This window comes from Microcoleus vaginatus PCC 9802 (assembly GCA_022701275.1).
Lineage (GTDB): Bacteria > Cyanobacteriota > Cyanobacteriia > Cyanobacteriales > Microcoleaceae > Microcoleus > Microcoleus vaginatus_A.
The window spans coordinates 4,875,051-4,900,099 of sequence record CP031740.1; the positions used below are offsets into that span (position 1 = coordinate 4,875,051).

Consider the following 25,049-nt stretch of genomic DNA (forward strand, 5'->3'; position numbering starts at 1 on the left):
TGACTGTTGACTGTTGACTGTTCACATTTTGTCCCATACTTCGATCGCACTATCCTTGATATCTGGGAAAAGTGCGATCGATCACAAATCTTCCCCTACCAATCGTCTCACTTCCACGGTCGATAAATTCATCATTTGCGCTACCTGTTCCAGACTCATTCCAGAATTTAAGAGTTGAGTTACGAGCTGGCGCAATGTTGACTCCGCCGCCAGTCGTCCCAGGTTTTCTTCCTTGTGAGTCTTCACAAACTCACCCGTTTCAGGAACTCTAAACCTCAATTCTCCTGAAACTAGATGCAATTCCAGTCCCAGCACTTCACTGAACAACCACAGCGTATCGAAAGCGATATTGTTGGCTGCAATCGGCTCCTGCTGATTGTTTATCAAACCTACTCCCTGTAAAATCGGATTCAGATAATCTGGCGACGTATCGTACTGAAAATATCCCCTAACTCCCAAAGCCCGATAAATTTCCGGTTTAGTTTGTTGGTCTTTCGTCGGAGTTGTTTGCGAAGTAATTTCTAACACAAAATCGGAACCCCTTCCGCCTTATTCCCAAACTTTATAATTGTCCCTTTTGTGGTTGGCAACTCCAAACACCACATAAATATCCGGAGCAACAACCGCTGGGTTGTTCCCTTGTTCATAATAAATGAAAGAATTAGCGGACACGTAAACATCAGAACCTGCTTGAAAGTAAAGCTTGACAGCTTCTACGCTGTAAGTCATGTAATCGCCCGTGATGTCGCTTTCAGCCATCGGCTATCCGTCGCTGCTGGGATATTCAATTTCTACTTGTTCGACTTGAGTTAAAATTGTTATTTTTCAATTTTCCTCAAAGTTAATTAATTTAATGTCGGGTAAATAAGCGTTCTAAGGTTTCTAGTGAGAACTTCATTCCTAGTAGTTTTATGAGGACTGAAGTCCTCACTACAAACCTATTTAATTGTGGTCGTGACCGCTGACATGATATGATTTAATGCTAGCATTCTGTCGGAGCTTGGAAAAGTTCGATGTTTCTTAAACAAATCAACAGCCGTAAGGTACGCAGGGAGCACGCTACATAATTAGGTTATGCGTCCTGGACTTTAAGGCTGGTAAGATGGTGTACAGATACAGAGTATTTAAATTCTAATTAATCCCTCTATCTAAAATAATCATTTCCGAACCAACAACCGGACTTCTAGCTATTAACTTGCCTTCCATATTCGCAATTTGTAACTTGCTGAAATCGAGTGAGTTAGCCTCCTTCCACATATTCGTTGCTAGCTGATTTTGCTCAGCTTCGCTGAGTGTGTACCAATCTTCAGCGACTTTTACTGTCAAAATGCTGCTGGAAAAATTAGCTTGAACAGACTCAACTAAACTGCCGCCCAGTCGATTCTTAATGTCAGTAACTTGATTTTGAATCGCAGCAATCAGAGACTGTTCGGGCGTCAGCGGTGGCGGTGGGATAATTTCTACTGGTTGCGGTTTTTCCGGAGCCACTAAATCGGGCAACTTGCTTTTGAATTTAGCAGAGATTGGCTCAGATGGTACGATCGCCTCTGGGGGTTTCGGCGTTCCCGGCCCCACAAAATCGTCAAAGGTTGGCGGCGATTGCGGCGCTGCTGGCACAGGCACTTTTGCTACTTTCTCCGGCGGTTTTGCTGAGAAACTGTTGAAAGTTAAACCGACTGCAACGATCAGAATTGCTGCTATGGCGGCGTTTAAAATTGGATCGGAGAGCTTCTGGTTCGTAGATGGTGGCAGTAGCGATCGCACTAGCCGCACTATACTTTGCCAAAGTACACCGACGTTCTCTAAAAAGCTCCCTTCCCTGCGTTGGGATACAGGCTTTTTATCAAATTTTACAGCAACTTTTGGTGGCACGCTGTTAACTTCCGCAGCAACAGCGGGAGGAGTTACTGTTGCTGAGTCAGAAGCGGTGGGCGCGATCGGCTTTTGGGGCTGCAACGGGGGTTCGGCTGGTAATTTTTTGCCTTTTTTTCCCAAATTCCCAATCGAGGCAATCAAAGCATTGATTCTCTGATTTTTGGGAACCGCGCTGCTGGCCTTTTGAGTTTTGCTGCCAGCGGGGGCAGACTTTGCAGCCGAATCAACCTGCGGTGTCGGAGATTGAGACGGTTCTGGAGTTGACTGGTCTAGTTGTTCTTCTGACATTTTCTCTGCCTTGGGGCGTTGCAAATATATCTAAAAGCGATAAATTTTTAGTTGAGCCATCTCAACCTTAATTTATCATTTCATTAGTTGTAACTGAATCAAAATGAGCATCAAACGCCGTCACTTTCTAGTTTTAGGCAGTCTCAGCAGCTTAGGTTTGGCCGGAGTCTGGAAAATGTTTCAGCTTCGGACTGCCTGGGGTACAGAGGCCAACGCTGCTGTGCCTTCTAACGTTGAGGAAGAAAGGGCGATCGTCCCATTGCCGGCCTCACCGCCTATTTTACGCTTTATTTCGGTGGCCGACACCGGTACGGGCGCTGAAGGTCAGTATGCTGTCGCTGAGGCGATGGCGCAATATCACCGGGGAAACCCTTTTAATGTTGCTGTTCTCGCCGGCGACAATATCTACAATAACGGCGAAATTGAAAAAATTAATGCTGTTTTCGAGCGGCCTTATCAGCCCTTATTACAGCAAGGTGTAAAATTTTATGCTTGTCTGGGAAATCACGACATCCGCACTGCTAACGGCGACCCGCAAGTTAAATATGCGGGTTTTAATATGCAAGGTCGCTACTATACTTTTCGCCGCGATCCGGTACAGTTTTTTGCTTTAGATACCAATCACAATGCTGACTGGGAAAATCAGCTTGCTTGGCTGGAAAAAGAGTTGAGTCAGAGCACGGCACCGTGGAAAGTTGTGTTCGGTCACCACCCGATTTATTCCTCTGGCGTCTACGGATCGAATCAATCTTTTATTAAGAGTTTGGCGCCTTTGTTTCAAAAGTACGGCGTGCAGCTTTATATCAACGGACACGAACACAGTTACGAACGCACTCGCTCGATTAACGGTACGACTTATTTAATTTGCGGTGCCGGCGCGGGTACTCGTCCGGTGGGGCGTTCTGAGTGGACGGAGTATTCTGCTAGCCGCCTGAGTTTTGCGACGTTTGATGTCTATGATGACCGGATGTTTGTCAGTTCTATCGGTACTGACAAACGGGTTTTTGACCGAGGGGTGATTCAAGTGCGATCGGCTTAATTCAGATTATATTCAGGAGCCAACAAAATGAATAGGGGTTGTAGAGCCAATAAAACTGGTTTTGTTTTAGAAACAACTGTAGAAGGTACGTTGAGAGGGCACGGATATCTCGAAATATGTCCGCAGTTGCCGAAAAAGCGCAAGCGAGAGTGGCTCTTAATCTCTACTGAAAATCCCAAGCGATATGCTAAACAGGTTTATATCGGGTCTAGCATTTATGAAACTGAAATAAATGTCGATTTTTACATTGTTAATTCCGGTGGATTTCCTTTGGGTCTAATTGTTGAGTGCAAGTGGCAAGAAGACAAAGGTTCAGTAGACGAGAAGTATCCTTACCTCAATTTAAATATTAAAAATTGTTATCAGGTGCCAACTATTGTTATAGTGGGCGGTGACGGTATGAGGCAAGGTTCGATCGACTGGTTTAAAAAACAAATTCCTGACAATCAAAATCTGTTGGCAGTTCACAAGCTCGAAGGTTTCATTACCTGGGCTAACAAATATCTGTAAAAGGACTTACGCAACTTTGCCGCGTGTGGGGCTACCACGTATTGCTCCTACCAAATATGCTTAATTAGAGACTTTGCTTAAGTAAGATTTAAAATGAACGTATTAATAATTCTTTGATTTTTCCGCGTTTAAAACTATTAGAATTAATTCCCCTAGATGCTGAGATTTCCATGAGTTTTGGAAGAAATTTATTTGGGAAGATTTGAGTATCGCTATAATTTTTTTCGATAAAATCGCAGTTAGAATTAGACAGCATAACTTTCACGCCCCGTTCTACAAGTTCTGCAAAAATATCTCTCAGTTTAAGCTGTTCCGATTCTTTGAAATTATCCCGGCTGTAAGTCGTGAAGTTACTGGTGGCACTGATTGGATAATAAGGCGGGTCAAAATAAACAAAGTCTTCGCTGCTTGTAGCAAAATCCAAAATTTCCTCGAATTTTCTGACTTCAATTTGAGCGGGCGCGAGTAAAGATGAAACAGATCGCAGTAAATCTGCTTGACAAATGTTAGGATTTTTGTATCGACCTATGGGAACATTAAATTCACCTTTTGAGTTTTCTCTGTAGAGGCCGTTGTAACAAGTTTTATTTAGGTAAATCAGGCGTGCTGCTTTTTCTGTATCTGTTTTGTAGGAGCGCGATCGCACCCAGTAATAATAATCTTTATTGTCCCTACTATGTTCTAACTGATGCTCCTCTAAAAGTAGAATCAGTTCCTCAACTTTATCCCTGACACAGCGATAAGCATTAATCAACTCAGGATTAATATCTGTTAAAACAGCTTGCAAACCAGGGTGCTGCTGTGCTAAGTAAAAAAATACAGCTCCGCCACCCAAAAAAGGCTCGTAGTAAGTTGTGAACTTTTCAGGAAAATAAGGTTGATATTGTCCAATCAACCTAGTTTTGCCTCCTGCCCATTTCAGAAAGGGACGTGGCAAGACGAAAGAAGGTGCGGCAGCAGACATTTATCTAGAAATAACGGCCCTATAATATTTATCACAACTAGAACTCAATAGAAATACTTCTGAAGTTCTTACCGGAGGTCGCGTGGCATTAAACACGCAGTGCCGGAGCCATCGGCGAAAAGTTTTCGTTAGAATTATATATGTCAGCCTCGGCGGCAAAAATGCCCGATCGCCCGATCTGCAGATTTAGCTTCGGCTGTGCCAAAATTGTCTAACTCGCTCACAAGTGTTACCAGTCAAAGATGGTGCTGTGACACTTTACCCCACCAAGCTCATGCAAGATTTTATTAATAACGTCTCTCGCTACCCGCGCTTTCTCATTACGATATGTCTGGGAATTTTCTTTTTCCTGTTCCAGCAACTCAAACCCCTGCTCGATCGACCGGCAACTGCGATCGCCCTGATTAGTTCGATTGTAGCGACTTTTGTCTTTCTAACTTTTACACTGCGCGCCATGTTAGGCCTGAGTTCGGTTTGAAGCCAAGCTAAAGCGCAAATATCAACGGCAAATTCAGTTAAAACACTAACTTCCAAAGTAACTGCCAACTCTTGCAGGCGATCGCACACTTGACAAGAGTCGCTGCGATAGATTGGAAGAGGAAAAAATTGCGCTAGTTACGGCAGTGCTCCTCAACCAAGGGGCAGGCAAACATTACCGAAGTGCAGGACAAGCCTTTGGGGCCATCAACATTCACTGGGGAAATACTGCACCTCTGTTTCCCCGATGTCCCACTTAATCCTTAGGAAGCGGCATCCCCCGCCCCGCTTTCCTCTCCCGTTAACCTGACGGTATCACGAGAGTTTCCAGCGGATAAGACAGATGAAGTTTGAACATATCTATCAATTTTTTCAAGACCCCCCTCCTGTTTATCTAAACAAGGAACTAGCTGTGTGCTATATTCTCTCGGTGTTATTGCGCGGAGATTCCTACGGTACAGAACTGATTGGCCAACTAGAGAGGGAATTCCCCATCTACCGACTTTCTGATACCGTGCTCTACAGCGCTCTGAAATTCCTCGAAGATGAAGGCGTGATCACCGGTTACTGGAAAAAAGTAGAAGGACGCGGCCGCCCCCGCCGGATGTATCAAATCCTCCCTGAGTGGCGGCACCAAGCTCAAGACCTCGCTCGTCTCTGGCATGAGTACATCGGTCAGGGAAACGGCGCGTCAGAGCGTCGTTCCCGCGCCTTAGAAACTGGTCAGACGGGTTAACCGAGTTTGAATCGGATGCCTACACCCAAGAGAAGCTGGCGCTACTTGCAAAGCGATTTGCCCGATTGCCTTCGCTTTGCTCGATCGCCCGCCGCACAGCGATTAAAGCAGCTACACTACGTCAGGACTTACGCATTGTCACTTGAGAATTAGCGACGATGGGGAGATATGGGAATTGGGTGATGAAGAGCAAAACGCCTTGCTACAAAGCTTTCTGCGAATCTTGGTAAAAAAGTGTCTGCGTAAGTCCTCGATCGCTTTCGTATGTCAAGTTCTGTAAAGTAATAGTAGAGAATTTCAATTACACAAACTTCTACCGATGGATACTGCTGTTCTTCCTTCAACATTTGTGCTAACGCTACTGCTGGCTGTTGGCTTGTTTTTCTTCATCAAGGCTTCAGTCAAAGATCGAATCGAACAAGTCAAGCTGGCTTCCGAGAGCGCCCAAGAGTCACTGTTAGCCGACTTACAACAGTATTTTGCCGATAGAGCTTACCGAGTTGCAGCCGTCGATGCCCCCAACTATAAAGTCACGTTTGAGGGTTTTGTGCGGCCGAGTTGGTTTCTAGCTATTTTTCTAACTCTGCTGAGTGCAGGCGGCGCTCTGTGCTTGGGACTGGTTTTGGGAATGCTAGTTCCCCAACAGGGTCAAATTTTCCTAGCTTTGGTACTGCTGTCCCCGCTGGCGGGGGTATTTTACTGGAAAAAAGCTGGACGCTCTGAGCAAGTCTCCCTCAAACTCGAATCAGTTGCTGAGTCTGGAAGCCAAACCAAGAGCTTTGTTACTGTCAGAGCTCACCGCGATGAACTAGCAGCCATGCAAAAAGCTTTAGATTTGAAACCGCTCGATTAAAAGTTTGACGCGGAACGTTTTTTGATATGCTAGATGCCGTAGTTAGACTTCGAGCTGACAAACCGATGACTCAAGAGCGGCTCTCTCGTTGGCTGTTTTTTTGATCTACTTGTTCGATCGACCAAACAGTCAAAAAAAAACCATTATCGTGAAAGTGCCAATTGTGGCGATCGCCCGTTGCAGCGATCAACCCTGTTGCGATGGCTCCTTATACCCAAATTCCTAAGGACTTTTCGCATAAATTCAGTTGGCACTCTCCAGACAATGAGAACTCTAGCGCTTTTGTTAAAAGAGTTAGAAAAACATTGCTGTCAATGTTTTGAGCTAAACATTTTGATCTATGCGCGACTGGCTGACACCACAGGAATTTTTTCTGTGGTAGCTTCCAACATCACCTTTAAGCTGGGAAACAAGAAATGATTCTCTTCTACGTATTGGGCTCCAAATAAACCTTTTTCAGCCCAGAAGTATCTGTCAGTGGTATGCTCGTTACGCTTGACTAACAGCAAAGCTGGGGGAGCAATGCCTTCAGCATGGATGAACTTGCGAGCGGCTGTTACGGGTTTATCTTCGCCGCTCTCGATGCTATATTGAGGCACACACTCTAAAATTCTGCGTCCTTCTTGTCGGCGGCGACTCTTGCGTTTGCGTCTCCTGGCCAATTTCTTTACCTCCTCTGTGAGCAGACAGTATGAGCAGACAGGTTGTAATGATAGCTACCAAATCCGAGGTCAGTATATCCGTTCTCGCTCAAAAGTTCAACTGTTTTTAATATATCGACATAATCTTAACATTCGTGCCGATCGACAAAAATGTAGCGGTTGTGGTAGGGTGGGCCGCAAGTTCCGGCGAGAGCCAAGCTTGGGGATCGGTGGAAACTACGCGGACGGCGATGCGGGGCAATTTTGGTTCATGAAAGCCCCATGCCTTCAACATAGCTGCCTTCTATTAAAGGGATGAAACCTGAAATCTAGAAGTGTCTCATCAGTAATCGGTGGTCGATCATTTGTAATTTACTTAGAATTCCGTTAGATATCTTAATGTGGCGCTCATGTTAATGCCAGCCAGTTCAGAATTTGTCAAACTTTGCCGCTCGCAGGTGGCCATCGCCGTTAGTTTGGGAGCGAAATTCAGCGCGGTATACCTGACACAAGAGTTGGTAGAAGGCAGCGAAGCAAAGTTAGTGCAGATCGCAGTTTACCCAGAAACCTCAGCCGAATCGGAAGAAAATCAGGGGTTGAGGTTACAATCTTCCGAAAGCTCGACAGTGAAACCGGTACCGCGACTGCTGGCGCCGCCTGTTCTGGCGGAAGAATCGACGGTAGGGGCGATCGCACCCGAGCGACTTCCGGGTAAGGAGCGCAGTTCCCATCAGTGTCAAGGCCCGGAGAATGTGTGGCAGCAGCGCAGGCAAATTGTGACGCCTCTGATACACGAGGGAGCTGTAATGGGACTCCTAGTCAGCGGTAGGCAAGACAGGCCTTGGAACGAGCGAGAGGAGGCTCAGATACAACAAATTGCTCGCACCTTAGCCCTAGCCTGCATTTTAGACCAGCGATCGCAGTGGATGCAGCAGGAATTGGGTACGAGTCGGCAAATCCAGGCTCAGGTTTACGACACGATGCACAATTTGCTGCACCAGTTCAAAAGTCCGCTGACAGCGTTGCGAACTTTTGGCAAGTTGTTAGCGCGGCGGCTGGTACCGGAAGACAAAAACCGCAATGTGGCTTTTAGTATTGTCCGAGAGAGCGATCGGCTCCAAGAGTTGCTGGGCCAGTTCGATCGAACCGTTGACACCGGCGAAGCACATCTAAAACTGCGATCGGGCACTTCAGAAAAAGCAATCTCCAACGTGGAATCAATCCGGCATTCTCCTCTTTCGCTGTCACCTGCTGCCAATTTGCAGGAATCCTGTTTTGTGGCAGAAGTCTTAAAACCGCTGTTAATTTCCGCCGAAGCGATGGCATCTGAAAGGAATCTGAAATTGGTAGCCGACCTAGAGGCGGATTTGCCACCAGTCCGGGCGAACGATCGAGCTTTGCGCGAGGTTTTGAGCAATTTAATTGACAATGCTTTGAAATATACCCCTGCCGGCCGCCAAATTTATATTAAAGTAAGGTACAAAGCAGCGGATGGCGATCGGGCAGGATACAGCCAATTGCCTGCCATAGCAGTTGCAGTCAGCGACACTGGTTCCGGCATTCCCCCCCAGGATTTAGAGCATTTATTTGAGCGGCACTACCGGGGAGAAAAAGCGCAGACCGAAATTCCTGGCACAGGATTGGGTTTGGCGATCGCCCGGGATTTAGTCCGCCAAATGCAAGGAGAAATAGAAGTATTTTCCCCAGTCAATCCTGAATGGCTGCCCTCTGCAGAAACTAATTTATTATATCCAACGGATCGTGGCACTACCTTTGTGGTTTGGCTACCAGTGAATAATTAACGCACTCTATTGCTTAGAGACATTTTTTATGAAGCATCTGCCTTTATTGGATCAAATTCCCAACTTTTCAAATTCTTTAGAATTTTTTAAAAAAAAGTTTTTGTGTGTCCCGTTTTTAGCTGCTTTCAACACTCTGACTGTCCTGATTCTAGTCGCCCTGAGCCTATACGCCAAACTCAACAACCAGGGAGACGCAGTTGAACGCCTGTTTAGCGATCCTTTTAATTTCTGGTTCCCTTACGAAGGCATTCTAACCGGAGTTTCCGAAATCCTCTGGTGTACGCCAGTCGCAATTTGTGCATTTACTTTCGGAGTGTTGCGCCAAAAAGAGCTGCGGAGTCGATCGGGGATATTCTTATTTTTTAGTGCTTTACTACTCGGAGCCTTTTTCCTGGATGACAGGTTTCGGATGACTTTGATTCTTTCTCGGTTGGGCATATCTATCAAATTTATTTATTTGTGTTATGGTACGGCTGTTTTCCTTTACGGAGTTAAGTTTTGGCGATACATCAAAACCACTCCTTACCTGCCATTAGTCGCAGCATTCTTCTTGTTTGCTATCTCACGGTTTGAGGATATTTTTGTGTCTCAAAGTCTAGGAGTACACGCGATGTTAGAAGATGGGACTAAATTATTAGCTCTTCTGAATTTATCGCTGTATTTTTGGCACATATGTCATCAAGAAATCGGGCGGCATTTACGGCAAAGCGAAAAGCGTTGATCCCCTGACGGGGTGACAACCCCGTCAAAACATTGATAAAATCAAGGACATAGCTCTCATACCCCTCTGAAAAAATGGTAGTTTATTACGCCTAATTCTCATTAATTCACTAATAATATCTTGACAAAATTCCATTCCAACCGCCCAACAGTGACCATATAATCCAATCCAAAAACTACTATGGCGACGTATCGAGCGCCCGCACTCAGTTAACCTAGCCACATATTTTTGCACTCCCATTGCCTTGATTTTTTGACCTTGTACGAGCGCACAAGTGTAGGCGAGCGCTATCAATAATATTAAACTGCTTAATCGCTGGTTATTAGCGTGGCTTTTCTCGCTTATTATAACCACCTGTTTTACAATCTTTAAACATCGCTTCAATTCCACTGCGACATTTGAAAGTCTCGATCGATTGCCGTAAATTCCCAACATTCGTCAAAAGATACCAAGCTTCATCCTCCTGGCACCCCCGATATTTGCGCCGCCAATAACCCGCAATATCAAAGTTCCCAAATCCTTTTTGTTTGGTAACTTTTATCTCTGATAAATAAAAGCTGGTTCCCGGCACTAAACCCATGTCAGACAAGCGGATGTAATCTGAACTTTCCTTTTGGATATACCGCTCTTGTTTGACTCTCAGAATAAACTTTACTTGTTTCTGACAGAGCCAGGATGCGAGCTTGACGCTACCAAATTCCCGATCGCCCAATACAATCACTTCATAATCTGATAGTAACTCTAAAACAGGAGTGATTAGAGCTTTTTGTTCGTCAATATTACTACATCCTCTCTTGTCTAGCAGTTGCCAGTATAAAGGGATACTTCGTTTTTCCAAAACCAGGCTAAGCATAAATACATTATGAGTCCGCCCGAAGAGTCCGATCGATGACGAGTTTCAAAGGTTTAGATTTCTGAAACTTAGCTTTCAAGATTTCTTTAACCAGCGGAAACCACAGACTTTCTATTTTGAGGCAGTCTAATTGCAGAAATCTTTGTAAGCTGCGCCTTCGACTCTCAAATTGAATTGGGTAAGGCCTATTGAAGCCAATAATTCAATGCTAACTTGTTTATGGCTTTGTAAGATATATACCAAAGACTTGAGTGTATGGTATTGGGCCGGTTTGAGTTGTTTTTCTAGATGGTTTTGGTAAAATTGAGGAAACATAATTATGTAGATGGGGACACTTAAACAATTCTGACCCCATCTTTTTTTAGCTCAAGTTGACCAAATCCGCCACCAGTGGGACTTTTGACGGGGTTGTCACCCCGTCAGGTTGATCCCCTCAATGATATTACTACAAAAAAAGCCGTTTCTGAATTAGGGTATCACTAAGCAACGCCGGCGATCGCATAAAACCAAAATAATCTCTTTGATTTTGATAGGGCATTGGAAGATCAGCAAATTTTAGAGAGTAAATTAATAATCGGATGGAATGTCTGAGCAACTTGTTGCCTGATTTAGAATAACAAAAAGTTTTGCCTGTCAAACGAGCTATCAGGATGTGTTAATCTTTTATTTACGCGCTCAACAATTCAGCAACCCCCTAATTGATGTATCACCGGGTTCATAGGCTTTAACTATTTTTTTACGAAACTCGATCGAATAAAGTGTTATTTGATCCGCTTATCTACTGAATGCAGTGTACTACATATACATGGAATAGGCTGTATTTTTAGGGCACAGTGGGTAACGCCTCGGAAGAGATTGTTAAAAAATATATTGGAAACCCACACAATTAAGTTAGAAGAAGGTGGCTTTAGCCACAAGGCCTAGCCCGACTTTTGAAGGGGTGGACTTGCTGGGCGAAAAAAGTGTGTCATAATTCAGATTAATTAGCAATTAGCACTTACCCTGTTTTTATGAAACTGAAAACAGCTATACGATCAATTCAGCCCGATGAATTTTCTAGGTCATAGCTAGCGCAAGATTGGTTACTATACAGATAGTAGGTATCTCAATAATAAACTGCGTTCCCTCCTCTGGCGTAGAAATACAATCCAATTGACCGCAGTGTTTTTCTAGCAGAATTTTTTTGCTGATAGACAATCCCATGCCTGTACCTTTTCCTATTGGTTTAGTAGTAAAAAATGGAGTGAAAAGTTTAGCACGAACTTTCTCGGTCATGCCAGCGCCATTATCGGCAATTGTTACCCGAATGCCTGAACCCGTGCTAATGTTCTCCTGCGAACTACCCGGTATGACTTCAGTACGAATCAAAATCTGCGGTTGAAAAACTTTACCATCTTCTCTACTTACCCGCTCTTCTAAAGCATCTATAGCATTCGCTAAAAGGTTCATAAACACCTGATTAAGCTGACCTGCATAACAGGTCACAAGCGGCAATGGACTATAGTCTTTAATCACATCAATAGCAGGGCGATCTGCCCTAGCTTTTAGTCGGTGCTGTAAGATCATCAAACTGCTATTAATCCCTTCGTGGATATCTACTGATTTGATTTCGGTTTCATCCAACCGCGAAAAATTGCGTAGAGACTGCACAATCATACGAATGCGGTCGATGCCTAACTGCAAGGAAGAAAGCAACTTTGGCAAATCGTCCATGATAAATGACAACTCTCCATCTTCTATTGCCTGGAGAATTTCTGCTTCGGGTTGCGGGTAATGCCGTTGGTAGAGATTTAACATATAGATGAGTTCTTTAATATAATCTTTGGCATAGGAGACATTGCCGTAAATAAAGTTAACCGGATTGTTAATTTCATGAGCGACACCTGCAACTAATTGACCAAGACTAGACATTTTTTCACTTTGAACTAGCTGGAGTTGTGTGTCTTGCAGTTCTTGGACAAAATGCTCTAAGGCAAGAGCTTTTTGGTGTTCTTTTTCTTCACTGATACGCAGTGCTTTTTCTACTTGTTCGCGCCGCTCTATTTCTGACTGCAATTTATGACCTAGACAAAAACTTCTCAAAGCTGTTAGCACTGTAGTATATAGCTTTGATGTCGTTAATTCAGTTTTAGTTTTATAGTCATTAATATCGTAATTGATAATAATACTTTTTTCGGGGACTTGGCCGGGTTGACCGGTGCGTAAAATAATTCGCACTAACTGATTCCCTAACACTTGGCGGACATATTTCACAAACTCTAAGCCAGCATCATCCGTTTCCATGATTACATCAAGCAGGATGATAGCCACATCAGGATGTTCTTGAATTAACTCTTTAGCTTCCTTAGCAGAATAAGCATTAATAAATTTTAAAGATTTATTTTCATAAACAAACTTTCTTAAGGCAATATCGGTAGCTGTGTGAACTTGAGCCTCATCATCTACAATCAAAATTTTCCAGCTCTCGGTCGGAGAATCTTCTGATACTTCATCGGCAAAAAATAACTCTTCATCTGAGTTAACTTCATCGGCAAATAACACTTCTTCAGATGATTTTTCCTTTGAAAAGCCGTAAATATTCTTGTCCATTGCTGCTCACCTTTCTGTGTTACTGATGTTTGGATTTAGGAAACTAGGGTTGTGAATCGATTTGGAGGGGTAGCTTAATAATAAATTTGGTGCCTACTCCGAGCTCACTTTTACATTCTATTTCACCCAGAAGTTTTTGGGTAACTAAATTGTAGACAATATGCAATCCCAACCCGCTACCACCCTGACCGCGTTTAGTAGTAAAGAATGGCTCGAAAATTTTACTTAAATTTTCAGGGGGAATGCCTTGACCATCATCGGAATATTCAAATCTAACTCGATTGCCCTCTTGCTGACAATCAAAAGCCAGCTTTCCAGTAGCGCCCGGTTCGTAAGCGTGAATCAGAGAGTTCATCAGTAAATTTGTGACAACTTGGGATAAAGCACCTGGATAAGAATCTATGGCAATCTTGGTGTCTCCTTTAATTTCGATCGAATGTTTGCTATTTCTCAATTTTGGTTTTAATTGGATTAAAATTTCATCCAGATAATTTCTGACGCCGAAAGTTCGTCGTTCTTCGCTAGAGCGATCGACTGCCACTTCTTTAAAGCTCCGAATCAACGCTGCTGCCTGATTTAGATTAGTTAGAAGAGAGTTGCTGCTAGTGGTGGCTATCTCTAAAAATTCTTCGAGTTCCGAGCGTTTCATTTTGCCACTGTTATAAGTAGAAGCAAATTCTGTAGTATGTTCTGCTAAAGCTGACGCAACGGTGACACCAACGCCGATGGGAGTATTAATTTCGTGGGCGACGCCTGCAACTAATCCTCCCAGCGATGCCATTTTTTCTGCTTCCACTAGCTTACTTTGAGTAGCTTTTAAGTTATCTAAGGCGTTAGATAATTCGTGGGTGCGATCGCTGACTAATTGCTCTAAGTTTTGATTGAACTCCTGCAAGTTATTGTAGAGTTGGGCATTTTCAATGGAAATGGCTATTTGGGCCGATAACAATTTTAACAGTTCTAGTCTATCTGTAGTGAAAGCTCCTTCTGTGAGGTTATTTTCTAGGTAAAGAATGCCTGTCAGTTTGCAGGAGTGCAGCAGAGGTGTGCAGAGAATCGATTTGGGTTGAGTGGCTGCTATATAAGGATCGCGGGTAAATTGTCCCTCTTGGGTGGCGTTATTTAAAACTACGTTTTCCTGGGTGCGGATGACGTAGTGGGCGATCGCACTTGCGAGTTTTGGCGTTTCCCCAGAAGCTGCTTCTGCATTGAGGGGATGCGAGCGCAGCACGCTAATTTCATCCTCGTTCACGGAACCTTCAGCCTCGATGGCCCAGTTTCCTGCTTTTTCTAAAATTAAAAATCCTTTTTGGGCGCCTGCATTTTCGATGGCAATTTTCATCAATCTTTCTAGTAGCTTACTCAAAACTATTTCACCTGAAATTGCTTGGGAAGCTTTCATTACTGTGGCTAAATCTAGCGTTTCTCCCAAATTAGTGCTAGTGGTAGTAGGCGTGGTAGTTGTTTTTCGGTTAGCTTTTGTTTGAGTTGTTGTCTTGGCTGATGTTCGAGTTAGTAATTGGGGGTATTTTTCTTCTAAATGCTCGACTTTAGCTACAGCACCCCAAACTTGGTAGCTATAATGAGCGTTTTGCATATAAACTTGGGCGATCGTTTCTTTACCCCATGACAGGTAGAATTTGGCAGCAAGTTCGTGAGCAAGTGCTTCCTCGTTGATATACTCGTTTTCTTTGGCAAGGGCAATAGCCTTGTCGTACATCTCAATCGCTTCTATTTTTTCGTCTAAAACCCGATGCCGTTCTGCCTCTACTAGATAGAATTTGTGCAGATAATTCATTGGAGCATGATGCGCCCAGTTCTGCATTTTTTCTTGATTAGCTTTTACTCTGTCAAGAATACCCTCTTGCTCTGACTGTGGAGTATCATAATACACCGCGAACCTTACTAAAGAATCGTAAAAATGGAAGACAGGAACAACGGGCATTCCTACCATTGCATCTAAATACTTCTCTATTCTAGCAGTATTCTCAATTGCTTCCGAGTAATTTTCCAACCAATAACAAAGTAAAATTTTATTCAAATATATGTATGCAACTCCCACTTTGTCGTTTGCTTGCTCGTACAATGGCAACTTCAGATCCTCATCGCAGGCTTCACCCTTTAGAAGGAAGGGATTTTCACTTTTTCCCAGCAAGTTTAAGGTAGTCTGCCAATAGGTTTCTATATAATTAAGCGCTGTTTTTTGCTTGATTTTATGAGCAGCATCTCTGTAAGTTCCCATCTCTTTTTCAAGGACAGTCAGTTCTTTGCCGCTAAAGTAAGCGAAATAGGAGTACACCATTAAACCATAGCCTGCATATTCTAAATCTCCCGTCTCCAGTCCGCTAGAGTAAACTGATACTAAAGGCTCTAAGGTTTCTCTCAGATTCTCTTTGCAATGTCGGATAAATAGATTTACTATGAAGGCTGTCTTGGCTTTGATTTCTTGAGCATTTAACTTGGAGACTAGACTTAAAGCTAATTGACCGAACTGATAACCTGAGTCAATATCTCCTAAAACTCCACAAAGAAGAAAACCATAATTGGCATAGGCAAAGGGAGAAACGGAAGCATTGCCATATTGGACGGATAAATCTACTTGTTTGCATACCGTCAAGGGCAACAGTGCAGGAGCAACAATGTATGCAGGAGCAAAGATACTTGATAAAAGTTTCATGGCTGCTAGTTTATACGGATCGCTCATTTGAGGCAAGTCAATTAAATCCTCAATTCGCTTCCCGTTCAAAATTGTCGCAGTTTCCCCTACTGCCTGCCCAATATCTGACGGGTTCGGCTCTTGGGGAAACTCCACCCCTAACAGCTTTAAAACTTGTAGCGCTGTATTAACGGCTTCTAGCACCCTGTTCTGTCCCACGTAAGCTTGAATCTGGACTTCATACACTTTTACTGTGTCCAGTAGCGTTTTAGCGCAGTTTTGCACCCTCTCAACAAATCTCAGCATTACTTCAAAATCACCGCTCAAAAAAGCTGTCTCTGCTGCTTCCTCATGCAGCGCTAATGTTAATTTATACTGATAAGTCCAGCTATCTTCTACTAACAGTCCCAACCCTGCTTGCAAATATTTAAGCGCAGACTCATGGGCTGTAGCTGCTTTGGCTTTTTGACCGGCAATTAAATTGAGTTTAGCAATTTCAGTTCGTTCGGATTGATCGGCCACCCCTTCAATTCCTAGATTCAAATGATCGACGATCGCAAATATGTCTTCCGTTCGCTTCTCTGTCGAGGTATTTTGCCAAAGCAGGCGACCGATTTGTAAGTGAACTGTTTTTTTAGAACTTTCCTCAATCAGAGCATAGGCTGCTTGTTGCACGCGATCGTGCAAAAACTTGTAAGTAGTAATGATTAGATGAGACTGAATAATTTCTTCTTCTGTCGTGCCTAATTCAGAAGTGGCTAAAATTAACCCATCTTGGATCGCGGACACTAGCTCTTTAAAAGTTTCGGCGGTAGATTTTTCATTAACAATTGACAGAGTGTTTAAGTCAAAACTATTGCCCACACAAGCGGCTAACCGTAAAATCTGTTGAGTTGAGCCTGGCATCTTTCTCAATTTCCCGACCATCAACTCAACCACGTTATCGGTAATACCTACTGCTTCGATTTCTGAAATTTTCCAATCCCAGCTTCTTTGCTGAAAATGGAAATTTAGTAGTTTTTCTTCATAGAGACTTCTGAGAAACTGATTGACAAAAAAAGGATTGCCTTGAGTTTTTCCAACGACTAACTCAGCTAGGGGTATGACCGCTCCTCTATCTCTACGCACAGTATCAGCAATCAAATTAGCGATATGTTCGATATCTAAGGGAGTTAAGGTAATTTGGTTAATAGTAACATCTTGCTTTTGCAACCCATCCAGCGTCATTATCAGAGGATGCGTGGGGCTCACTTCGTTATCTCGATAAGCTCCAAGTAGAAATAAATATTTCGTTTCCTCATCTGCCATCATTACTTGCAGCAGTTTCAAAGTAGCGGAGTCAGCCCATTGCAAATCGTCTAGAAAAATGACTAAGGGATGCTCGACACAACAAAACACCCGGATAAATTTTTGAAATACTAAATTAAAACGATTTTGCGCTTCCGTAGCACCTAACTCTTGGACGGGTGGCTGTTTGCCAACAATGAGTTCTACGTCGGGAATGACATCTATAATGATTTGACCGTTATCACCAAACGCCGCTAAAAGTTTTTCTTTCCAAGTGGTGAGTTGCGTTTCGCTCTCAGTTAATAGTTGCTTGACTAATGACCCAAAAGCTTTGACAACACCCGCATAAGGAACATTGCGTTGAAATTGATCGAATTTTCCGGCAATAAAATAACCGTTTGCCTTTGTAATAGGTTTATAAACTTCTTGCACTAAGGCGGATTTGCCAATGCCAGAGTAACCCGACACTAACATAATTTCTGTTGGGCCCTTGCTGACGCGCTGGAAGGCTGCTAATAAGGTTTCTATTTCGCGTTCTCTACCATAAAGTTTTTGGGGAATTTGAAACTTATCTGTAATATCTTTTTGGGCGATCGCAAAATCTACAATCGTTCCTTTAGCCTGTAGTTGTTCCAGGCATTCTTCTAAATCTACGATGATTCCCCAAGCACTTTGGTATCTTTTTTCAGCAGTTTTTTCTAACAGCTTCATTACTATATCAGAAACGGCTTTAGGAATTTCTATTTCTGCCTTGATTTCATGGGGCGGTACTGCTTGTTTAGCAATATGCCAATGGACTAATTCCATTGCATCGTTATAATCGCATGGCAGTTGCCCCGTTAGCAGTTCGTAAAAAGTGACTCCTAATGAGTAAAAGTCCGTGCGGTAGTCGATCGCTCGGTTCATTCTGCCTGTTTGTTCCGGCGATATATAGCTCAGAGTGCCTTCTAAAACATTAGGATTTTTTAGGGTAGGATTCTCACGATTTAAAACAGTAGAAATGCCAAAATCTATGATTTGAACTAGGCCTGTTGTCGAGTTAATAATAATATTGCTCGGGTTGATATCTTTATGAATAATATTATGTTGATGAAGGTCGCCTAAAGCTCGGGTTATTTTAATACCGGTTGCCAAAAACTCTTCTAAGGTAAGTTTGTGAGAAGCCAACCACAGGTTAAATGACTTTCCACCAGAATCCTCGAAAATAATAACTAAACTGTTCTGGTATCTTTCTAAGCTGTAGGTTTTAGGTACACTTTCTAGGTTAAGATTGCGTGTAATTTCGTATTCCTGCTTGTATCGGACTAACGAAGCTGGCATCGGATAATCTTGCTTGAGAAATTTGAGAATTACCCGTTGGTTGTCTTGCTTTCTCAATCCTCGGTAAACTAAAGAATTGTTACTTTCATGTATTTGGTTTGTAATCTCGTAGCCAGCTAAGTTAATCATTTTTGCAGCCTATTTTAATAATAAATACACATTTTTTTAGCAAGTATCAATTTCTAAGTAGATGTATCCTCTAATATAAAGACTAGCCTGCACTTGAATCAAAATTTAAATTTCAAATAAAAAAATATTATTTTTTACATTTCTTAAAAAAAGTATAAATAAAGATTTATGTTAGGAGGGATCTCGCTCCACAGCTTCCTCCAAAAGCAGGCAGAACAGAGTGAAGGGATCTCGCCCTTGGCCTTCAGAGGAGATTTGTACGGCTTGTTATAGTTACTAGATCGATCGTCAGATATGCCTAGACCCGCATCTGAGTTAAATCCTTCAGCCCATAGCATTTTTTGAGAGGATTCTTAGTTGAAAAACCGTAAATACTCTTGTCCATTGCTGCTCACCTATTTTTATTAATGAAGTTCTGATTTGGGAAACTACACTTTTGCCTCGATTTGTAGGGGTAACTTAATAATAAATTTGGTGCCTACTCCGAGCTCACTTTTACATTCTATTTCACCGAGAAGTTTTTGGGTAACTAAATTGTAGACAATATGCAATCCCAACCCGCTACCACCCTGGCCGCGTTTTGTAGTAAAGAATGGCTCGAAAATTTTACTTAAATTTTCTGGGGGAATGCCTTGACCATCATCGGAATATTCCAATCTCAGCCGAGCTCCCTCTTGTTGCCAATCAAAAGCTAGCTTTCCACTGGCGCCCGGTTCGTAAGCGTGAATCAGAGAGTTCATCAGCAAGTTTGTGATAACTTGGGATAATGCACCTGGATAAGAATCTAGGGCTATTTTGGTGTCTCCTTTAATTTCGATCGAATGTTTGCTATTTCTCAATTTTGGTTTTAATTGGATTAAAATTTCATGGAGATAATCTCTTACTAAGAAGGTTCGCCGTTCTTCGCTGGAGCGATCGACTGCTACTTCTTTAAAGCTCCGAACTAATGCTGCTGCTTGATTGAGATTGGTGAGAAGGGTGTTGCTGCTAGTGGTGGCTATCTCTAAAAATTCTTCGAGTTCTGAGCGTTTCATTTTGCCACTGTTATAAGTAGAAGCAAATTCTGTGGTATGTTCTGCTAAAGCTGACGCAACGGTGACGCCAACGCCGATGGGAGTATTAATTTCGTGGGCGACGCCTGCTACTAATCCTCCCAGGGATGCCATTTTTTCGGCTTCGACTAGCTTACTTTGAGTAGCTTTTAAGTGCTCTAAGGCGTTGGATAGTTCGTGGGTGCGATCGCTGACTAATTGCTCTAAGTTTTGATTGAACTCCTGCAAGTTATTGTAGAGTTGGGCATTTTCAATGGAAATGGCTATTTGGGCCGATAACAATTTTAACAGTTCTAGTCTATCTGTAGTGAAAGCTCCTTCTGTGAGGTTATTTTCTAGGTAAAGAATGCCTGTCAGTTTGCAGGAGTGCAGCAGAGGTGTGCAGAGAATCGATTTGGGTTGAGTGGCTGCTATATAAGGATCGCGGGTAAATTGTCCCTCTTGGGTGGCGTTATTTAAAACTACGTTTTCCTGGGTGCGGATGACGTAGTGGGCGATCGCACTTGCGAGTTTTGGCGTTTCCCCAGAATCAGCTTTTGCATTCAGGGGAAGCGATCGCAACACGCTAACTTCATCCCCCTTCACCGAACCTTCAGCCTCTATCGCCCAGTTTCCCGCTTTTTCTAAAATTAAAAATCCTTTTTGGGCGCCTGCATTTTCGATCGCAATCTTCATCAACCTTTCCAGCAACTTACTCAAAACGATTTCACCTGAAATCGCTTGAGAAGCTTTCATTACTGTGGCTAAATCTAGCGTCTCTCCCAAATTAGTGCTAGTGGTAGTAGGCGTGGTAGTTGTTTTTCGGTTAGCTTTTGTTTGAGTTGTTGTCTTGGCTGATATTCTAGCTAGGAATTGGGGGTATTTTTCTTCTAAATCCTCAACTTTAGCTATAGCGCCCCAGAGTTGGTAGCTATAATGAGCGTTTTGCATATAAACTTGGGCGATCGTTTCTTTGCCCCATGACAGGTAGAATTTTGCGGCGAGTTCGTGAGCGAGTGCTTCTTCGTTGATATACTCGTTTTCTTTGGCAAGGGCAATAGCCTTGTCGTACATCTCAATCGCTTCTATTTTTTCGTCTAAAACCCGATGCCGTTCTGCCTCTACTAGATAGAATTTGTGCAAGAAATTCATCGGGGCATGATGCGCCCATTTCTGCATTTTTTCTTGATTATCTCGGACGCGATCGAGAATGTCTTGTTGCTCAAGCTGTGAAGTAGTAGGATATATAGCTAGCCGGGTTAAAGAATCATAAAAGGGGACGAGAACGGTATGGATTACTCCCCCAGCACCCAAACAATTCGTTATTTGAGTAATGTTTTCAAGGGCTTGGGAATAATCTTCAAACCAATAACAAAGGATGATTTTATGAAGATATAGATGCTGAAGCGCTACCTGGTCTTTTGTTCGGTGGTGAACCGGTAGCATTTCCTCTTCATCATAGACTTCACCCTTTACCAGACAGGGGTTTTCAGCCTTCCCCATCATCGTTAAAACCGCTTGCCATTGAGCTTTGTGATACTGAAGCCCTGCTTCATGCTTAATTTTTAGGATAGCATCTGTATAAATTGCCATCTCTTGTTCGAGTTGAACAAGGGGTTGGCCAACCAGATAGGCGTGCAAATTGTATATCGGGACACTATAGCCTGCATACTCTAAATCTCCTGTCTCCAAGGCGCTAGAGAAAGTTAACTGCAAAGATTCTAAACTATTTCTGAGAGGTTCTTTCCAATGTCGGATAAAAGTATTAACCATAAAAAGCGCTTTAGCTTCAAATTCTTTGGCATTCAATTTTGAGACGAGATTTAATGCTAATTGCCCGAACTGATAGCCACGCTCAATATCTCCGACAAGTCCACACAAAAGTAGAGCGTAGTTGGCATAAGCCAAAGTAGACACAGGAGCATTACCGTATTGAACTGATAAAATGACTTGTTGGCACGCCACTAAAGGTATGAGTTCTGGTGCAGCAATGTAGACAGAAGCAAATATACGCGATAAAAGCCGCAAAGCTGCCAGTTTATGGCGGTCTGTCATTATAGGTAAATTGATTAAGTCTGAAGGTTCCTTACCACTCCAGATTGCAGCAGTTTCCTCTAGCGCTATCCCAATATCCGAGGGGTTAACTTTGTCTGGAAATTCTACTCCCAATAGCTTTAAGACTTCTAGCGCCGTATTAACTGCTTCTAGTGGCTGGTTTTGAGAGGCATAAGCTTGGATCTGGACTTCATAAACTTTCACTTTGTCCAGTAGCGTTTTAGCTTGTTGCTGCACTCTCTCAACAAATCTCTGCATTCCTTCAAAATCACCTCTTAAAAAAGCTGCCTCTGCTGCTTCCTCATGCAGCGCTAATGTCAGTTCGTAATGATGAGTCCAGCTATCTTTGGCTAAAAGTCGCAACCCTGCTTGCAAATATTCGGTAGCCGCAGCATAAGCCGTTGCTGCTTTGGCTTTTTGGCCTGCGATTAAATTGAGTTTCGCGATTTCATTTCGTTCGGATTCGTCGCTAACCAGTTCAATTCCTAGATTCAAATGATCGACGATCGCAAATATTTCTTCCGATCGCATCTCTGACGAGGTGTTTTGCCACAGCAAGCGACCAATTTGCAAGTGAACTGTTTTTTTAGAACTTTCCTCAATCAGAGTATACGCTGCTTGTTGCACGCGATCGTGCAAAAACTTATAAGCAGTAATAATTAGATGAGACTTAACAATTTCTTCTTCTGTCGTGCCTAATTCAGAAGTAGCTAAAATTAATCCATCCTGAATGGCTGGCAATAGCTCTTGAAACGTTTCGGCGGTAGATTTTTCATTGACTATCGAGAGAGTATTTAAGTCAAAACTATTGCCCACACAAGCGGCTAACCGTAAAGCCTGCTGAGTTGAATCTGGCATTTTTCTCAATTTACCCACCATCAACTCAACGACGTTATCGGTAATCCCTACGGCTTCAATCTCTGAAATATTCCAATCCCAGTTTCTTTGCTGTAAATTGAAATTCAGGAGGTTTTCTTCATAGAGAGTTCTGAGAAACTGATTGACAAAAAAAGGATTGCCTTGAGTTTTACCGACGACTAGCTCAGCTAAGAGGATGACTGAGCCTCTATCCCTACGCACAGTATCAGCTATCAAGTTAGTAATATGTTCGATATCTAAGGGAGTTAAGGTAATGTGGTTAATAGTCGCGCCTTGATTTTGCAGCGCCTCCAGAGTCATGATTAAGGGATGCGTGGGGCTAACTTCGTTATCTCGATAAGCACCCATTAGAAATAAGTATTTTGTTTCCTCATCTGCCATCATTACTTGCAGCAGTTTCAAAGTAGCGGAGTCAGCCCATTGCAAATCGTCTAGAAAAATGACTAAGGGATGCTCGACACAACAAAACACCCGGATAAATTTTTGAAATACTAAATTAAAACGATTTTGCGCTTCCGTAGCACCTAACTCTTGGACGGGTGGCTGTTTGCCAACAATGAGTTCTACGTCGGGAATGACATCTATAATGATTTGACCGTTATCACCAAACGCCGCTAAAAGTTTTTCTTTCCAAGTGGTGAGTTGCGTTTCGCTCTCAGTTAATAGTTGCTTGACTAATGACCCAAAAGCTTTGACAACACCCGCATAAGGAACATTGCGTTGAAATTGATCGAATTTTCCGGCAATAAAATAACCGTTTGCCTTTGTAATAGGTTTATAAACTTCTTGCACTAAGGCGGATTTGCCAATGCCAGAGTAACCCGACACTAACATAATTTCTGTTGGGCCCTTGCTGACGCGCTGGAAGGCTGCTAATAAGGTTTCTATTTCGCGTTCTCTACCATAAAGTTTTTGGGGAATTTGAAACTTATCTGTAATATCTTTTTGGGCGATCGCAAAATCTACAATCGTTCCTTTAGCCTGTAGTTGTTCCAGACATTCTTCTAAATCGGCAATAATTCCCCAAGCACTCTGGTATCTTTTTTCGGCCGTCTTTTCTAAGAGTTTTACTACAATATCAGAAACCGCTTTAGGAATTTCTGGATTAATCTCATGGGGCGACACTGCTTGTTTAGCAATATGACAGTGAACTAATTCCATTGCATCGTTGTAATCGCATGGCAGTTGCCCCGTTAGCAGTTCGTAAAAAGTGACTCCTAATGAGTAAAAATCGGTGCGGTAGTCGATCGCTCGGTTCATTCGGCCTGTTTGTTCCGGCGATATATAGCTAAGAGTGCCTTCTAAAACATTAGGATTTTTTAGGGTAGGATTCTCACAACTTAAAACAGTAGAGATGCCAAAATCTATGATTTGGACTAGCCCTGTTGTCGAGTTAATAATAATATTGCTAGGGTTGATATCTTTATGAATTATTTTATGTTGATGAAGGTCGCCTAACGCCGTGGTTATTTTAATACCGGTTGCCAAAAACTCTTCTAAGGTAAGTTTGTGAGAAGCCAACCACAGCTTTAATGATTTTCCACCACCATCCTTGAAAATAATAACTAAAGTGTTTTGATATCTTTCTAAGCTGTAGGTTTGCGGTACAGTTTCTAGGTTAAGATTGCGTGTAATTTCGTATTCCTGCTTGTATCTGACTAACGAAGCTGGCATCGGATAATCTTGCTTGAGAAATTTGAGAATTACCCGTTGGTTGTCTTGCTTTCTCAGTCCTCGGTAAACTAAAGAATTGTTACTTTCATGAATTTGGTTTGTAATCTCGTAGCCAGCTAAGTTAATCATCCTTGCAGCCTCTTTTAATAATTAATACACGTTTTTTTTAGCAACTTTAAATTGGTAAGTAAATGTACCCTCTAATATAAAGACTAGCCTGCACTTTAAGCAAAATTTAAATTTTAACTAAAAAAATATTAATTTTTACATTTCTTCAAAAAACTACAAATAAATATTTAGGTTGGGAGTCTGAGCGCTCCACAGCTTCCTGCAAAATCCGGCAAAACAGAGTGAAGTGCGATCGCCCTTGAGCTTCCTAGGAGATTGGGGCGTTGCATAATTATAGTATGAATAGGTGGAATCACCATGCAATGAAAGCCAGTGAAAATCAACCCACAGCCGTAAAAACCGTAATAAAAAAGGAAAACAGAAGCACATTTGTGTCAAATCTGGTTGTCAATTTATCGCTGATTATGAATCCCACGCCTGGTTACAGTGAGACGGTGAAACCCGAAGGTATAAAAATGTATGTCAATGGTAGGAATTTTCGCACTATTAACGAATCAAGGGAGTTCATCACATCACCCTAATAACTTGGGTAAGACTTGTG

At 42.6% G+C, this 25,049-nt stretch carries 14 protein-coding genes and 2 pseudogenes; 8 read left to right on the forward strand and 8 right to left on the reverse strand.

Annotation, left to right across the window (positions count from 1 at the left end):
* Positions 1-81 precede the first annotated feature (81 nt).
* Positions 82-822: pseudogene (locus tag D0A34_19915) on the reverse strand (Uma2 family endonuclease).
* A gap of 309 nt (positions 823-1,131) precedes the next feature.
* Positions 1,132-2,163, reverse strand: coding sequence for a hypothetical protein (locus D0A34_19920; GenBank protein ID UNU22385.1), 1,032 nt, complete (start codon positions 2,161-2,163; stop codon positions 1,132-1,134).
* 103 nt (positions 2,164-2,266) lie between these two features.
* Between D0A34_19920 and D0A34_19925 the strand changes: the two genes are divergently transcribed.
* Complete coding sequence (locus D0A34_19925; GenBank protein ID UNU20838.1) at positions 2,267-3,202, forward strand: metallophosphoesterase; 936 nt, start codon at positions 2,267-2,269, stop codon at positions 3,200-3,202.
* 27 nt (positions 3,203-3,229) lie between these two features.
* Positions 3,230-3,712: a hypothetical protein gene (locus D0A34_19930; protein UNU20839.1), complete on the forward strand. Its 483-nt coding sequence runs from the start codon at positions 3,230-3,232 to the stop codon at positions 3,710-3,712.
* A gap of 88 nt (positions 3,713-3,800) precedes the next feature.
* Here the strand turns inward: D0A34_19930 and D0A34_19935 are convergent, their stop codons facing one another.
* Positions 3,801-4,676, reverse strand: a complete 876-nt coding sequence (locus D0A34_19935) for a DNA adenine methylase (protein ID UNU20840.1) — start codon at positions 4,674-4,676, stop codon at positions 3,801-3,803.
* 274 nt (positions 4,677-4,950) lie between these two features.
* Here D0A34_19935 and D0A34_19940 point away from each other — a divergent pair, with 274 nt between their 5' ends.
* The 3 genes from D0A34_19940 (at position 4,951) to D0A34_19950 (ending at position 6,742) form a co-directional block, all read left to right on the forward strand.
* Positions 4,951-5,154 (forward strand): DUF751 family protein, encoded by a 204-nt coding sequence (locus tag D0A34_19940; protein ID UNU22386.1) that lies wholly within the window; start codon positions 4,951-4,953, stop codon positions 5,152-5,154.
* A gap of 342 nt (positions 5,155-5,496) precedes the next feature.
* On the forward strand, positions 5,497-5,889 hold the full coding sequence (locus D0A34_19945) for a PadR family transcriptional regulator (GenBank protein UNU20841.1): 393 nt from the start codon (positions 5,497-5,499) through the stop codon (positions 5,887-5,889).
* A 319-nt stretch (positions 5,890-6,208) separates the two neighbouring features.
* The gene (locus D0A34_19950; protein ID UNU20842.1) at positions 6,209-6,742 is read left to right on the forward strand and encodes a cofactor assembly of complex C subunit B; all 534 of its coding nucleotides are present in this window, start codon (positions 6,209-6,211) and stop codon (positions 6,740-6,742) included.
* Between the two features lie 338 nt (positions 6,743-7,080).
* Here D0A34_19950 and D0A34_19955 read toward each other — a convergent pair whose 3' ends face one another.
* The gene (locus tag D0A34_19955) at positions 7,081-7,404 is read right to left on the reverse strand and encodes a DUF3155 domain-containing protein (protein ID UNU20843.1); all 324 of its coding nucleotides are present in this window, start codon (positions 7,402-7,404) and stop codon (positions 7,081-7,083) included.
* Positions 7,405-7,793: 389 nt separating this feature from the next.
* Here D0A34_19955 and D0A34_19960 point away from each other — a divergent pair, with 389 nt between their 5' ends.
* A complete protein-coding gene (locus D0A34_19960) occupies positions 7,794-9,185 on the forward strand; it encodes a sensor histidine kinase (GenBank protein UNU20844.1) in 1,392 nt (463 codons plus the stop codon).
* 28 nt (positions 9,186-9,213) lie between these two features.
* A complete protein-coding gene (locus tag D0A34_19965) occupies positions 9,214-9,906 on the forward strand; it encodes a hypothetical protein (protein ID UNU20845.1) in 693 nt (230 codons plus the stop codon).
* A 24-nt stretch (positions 9,907-9,930) separates the two neighbouring features.
* On the opposite strand, the pseudogene D0A34_19970 reads toward D0A34_19965, so the two are convergent.
* The 4 genes and pseudogenes from D0A34_19970 to D0A34_19985 form a co-directional block, all read right to left on the reverse strand.
* Positions 9,931-11,074 (reverse strand): annotated as a pseudogene (locus D0A34_19970) (IS4 family transposase).
* Between the two features lie 741 nt (positions 11,075-11,815).
* The gene (locus D0A34_19975) at positions 11,816-13,348 is read right to left on the reverse strand and encodes a hybrid sensor histidine kinase/response regulator (GenBank protein ID UNU20846.1); all 1,533 of its coding nucleotides are present in this window, start codon (positions 13,346-13,348) and stop codon (positions 11,816-11,818) included.
* Positions 13,349-13,391: 43 nt separating this feature from the next.
* Complete coding sequence (locus D0A34_19980) at positions 13,392-18,740, reverse strand: GAF domain-containing protein (GenBank protein ID UNU20847.1); 5,349 nt, start codon at positions 18,738-18,740, stop codon at positions 13,392-13,394.
* 428 nt (positions 18,741-19,168) lie between these two features.
* Positions 19,169-24,508: a GAF domain-containing protein gene (locus tag D0A34_19985; GenBank protein ID UNU20848.1), complete on the reverse strand. Its 5,340-nt coding sequence runs from the start codon at positions 24,506-24,508 to the stop codon at positions 19,169-19,171.
* A gap of 278 nt (positions 24,509-24,786) precedes the next feature.
* Between D0A34_19985 and D0A34_19990 the strand changes: the two genes are divergently transcribed.
* Positions 24,787-25,029, forward strand: coding sequence for a hypothetical protein (locus D0A34_19990; protein ID UNU20849.1), 243 nt, complete (start codon positions 24,787-24,789; stop codon positions 25,027-25,029).
* Positions 25,030-25,049 lie beyond the last annotated feature (20 nt).

Coding starts and splice junctions, on each gene's coding strand:
- D0A34_19920 (UNU22385.1), bottom strand. CDS start 2,163: ATGTCAGAAGAACAACTAGACCAGTCAACTCCAGAACCGTCTCAATCT.
- D0A34_19925 (UNU20838.1), top strand. CDS start 2,267: ATGAGCATCAAACGCCGTCACTTTCTAGTTTTAGGCAGTCTCAGCAGC.
- D0A34_19930 (UNU20839.1), top strand. CDS start 3,230: ATGAATAGGGGTTGTAGAGCCAATAAAACTGGTTTTGTTTTAGAAACA.
- D0A34_19935 (UNU20840.1), bottom strand. CDS start 4,676: ATGTCTGCTGCCGCACCTTCTTTCGTCTTGCCACGTCCCTTTCTGAAA.
- D0A34_19940 (UNU22386.1), top strand. CDS start 4,951: ATGCAAGATTTTATTAATAACGTCTCTCGCTACCCGCGCTTTCTCATT.
- D0A34_19945 (UNU20841.1), top strand. CDS start 5,497: ATGAAGTTTGAACATATCTATCAATTTTTTCAAGACCCCCCTCCTGTT.
- D0A34_19950 (UNU20842.1), top strand. CDS start 6,209: ATGGATACTGCTGTTCTTCCTTCAACATTTGTGCTAACGCTACTGCTG.
- D0A34_19960 (UNU20844.1), top strand. CDS start 7,794: ATGTTAATGCCAGCCAGTTCAGAATTTGTCAAACTTTGCCGCTCGCAG.
- D0A34_19965 (UNU20845.1), top strand. CDS start 9,214: ATGAAGCATCTGCCTTTATTGGATCAAATTCCCAACTTTTCAAATTCT.
- D0A34_19975 (UNU20846.1), bottom strand. CDS start 13,348: ATGGACAAGAATATTTACGGCTTTTCAAAGGAAAAATCATCTGAAGAA.
- D0A34_19980 (UNU20847.1), bottom strand. CDS start 18,740: ATGATTAACTTAGCTGGCTACGAGATTACAAACCAAATACATGAAAGT.
- D0A34_19985 (UNU20848.1), bottom strand. CDS start 24,508: ATGATTAACTTAGCTGGCTACGAGATTACAAACCAAATTCATGAAAGT.
- D0A34_19990 (UNU20849.1), top strand. CDS start 24,787: ATGAATAGGTGGAATCACCATGCAATGAAAGCCAGTGAAAATCAACCC.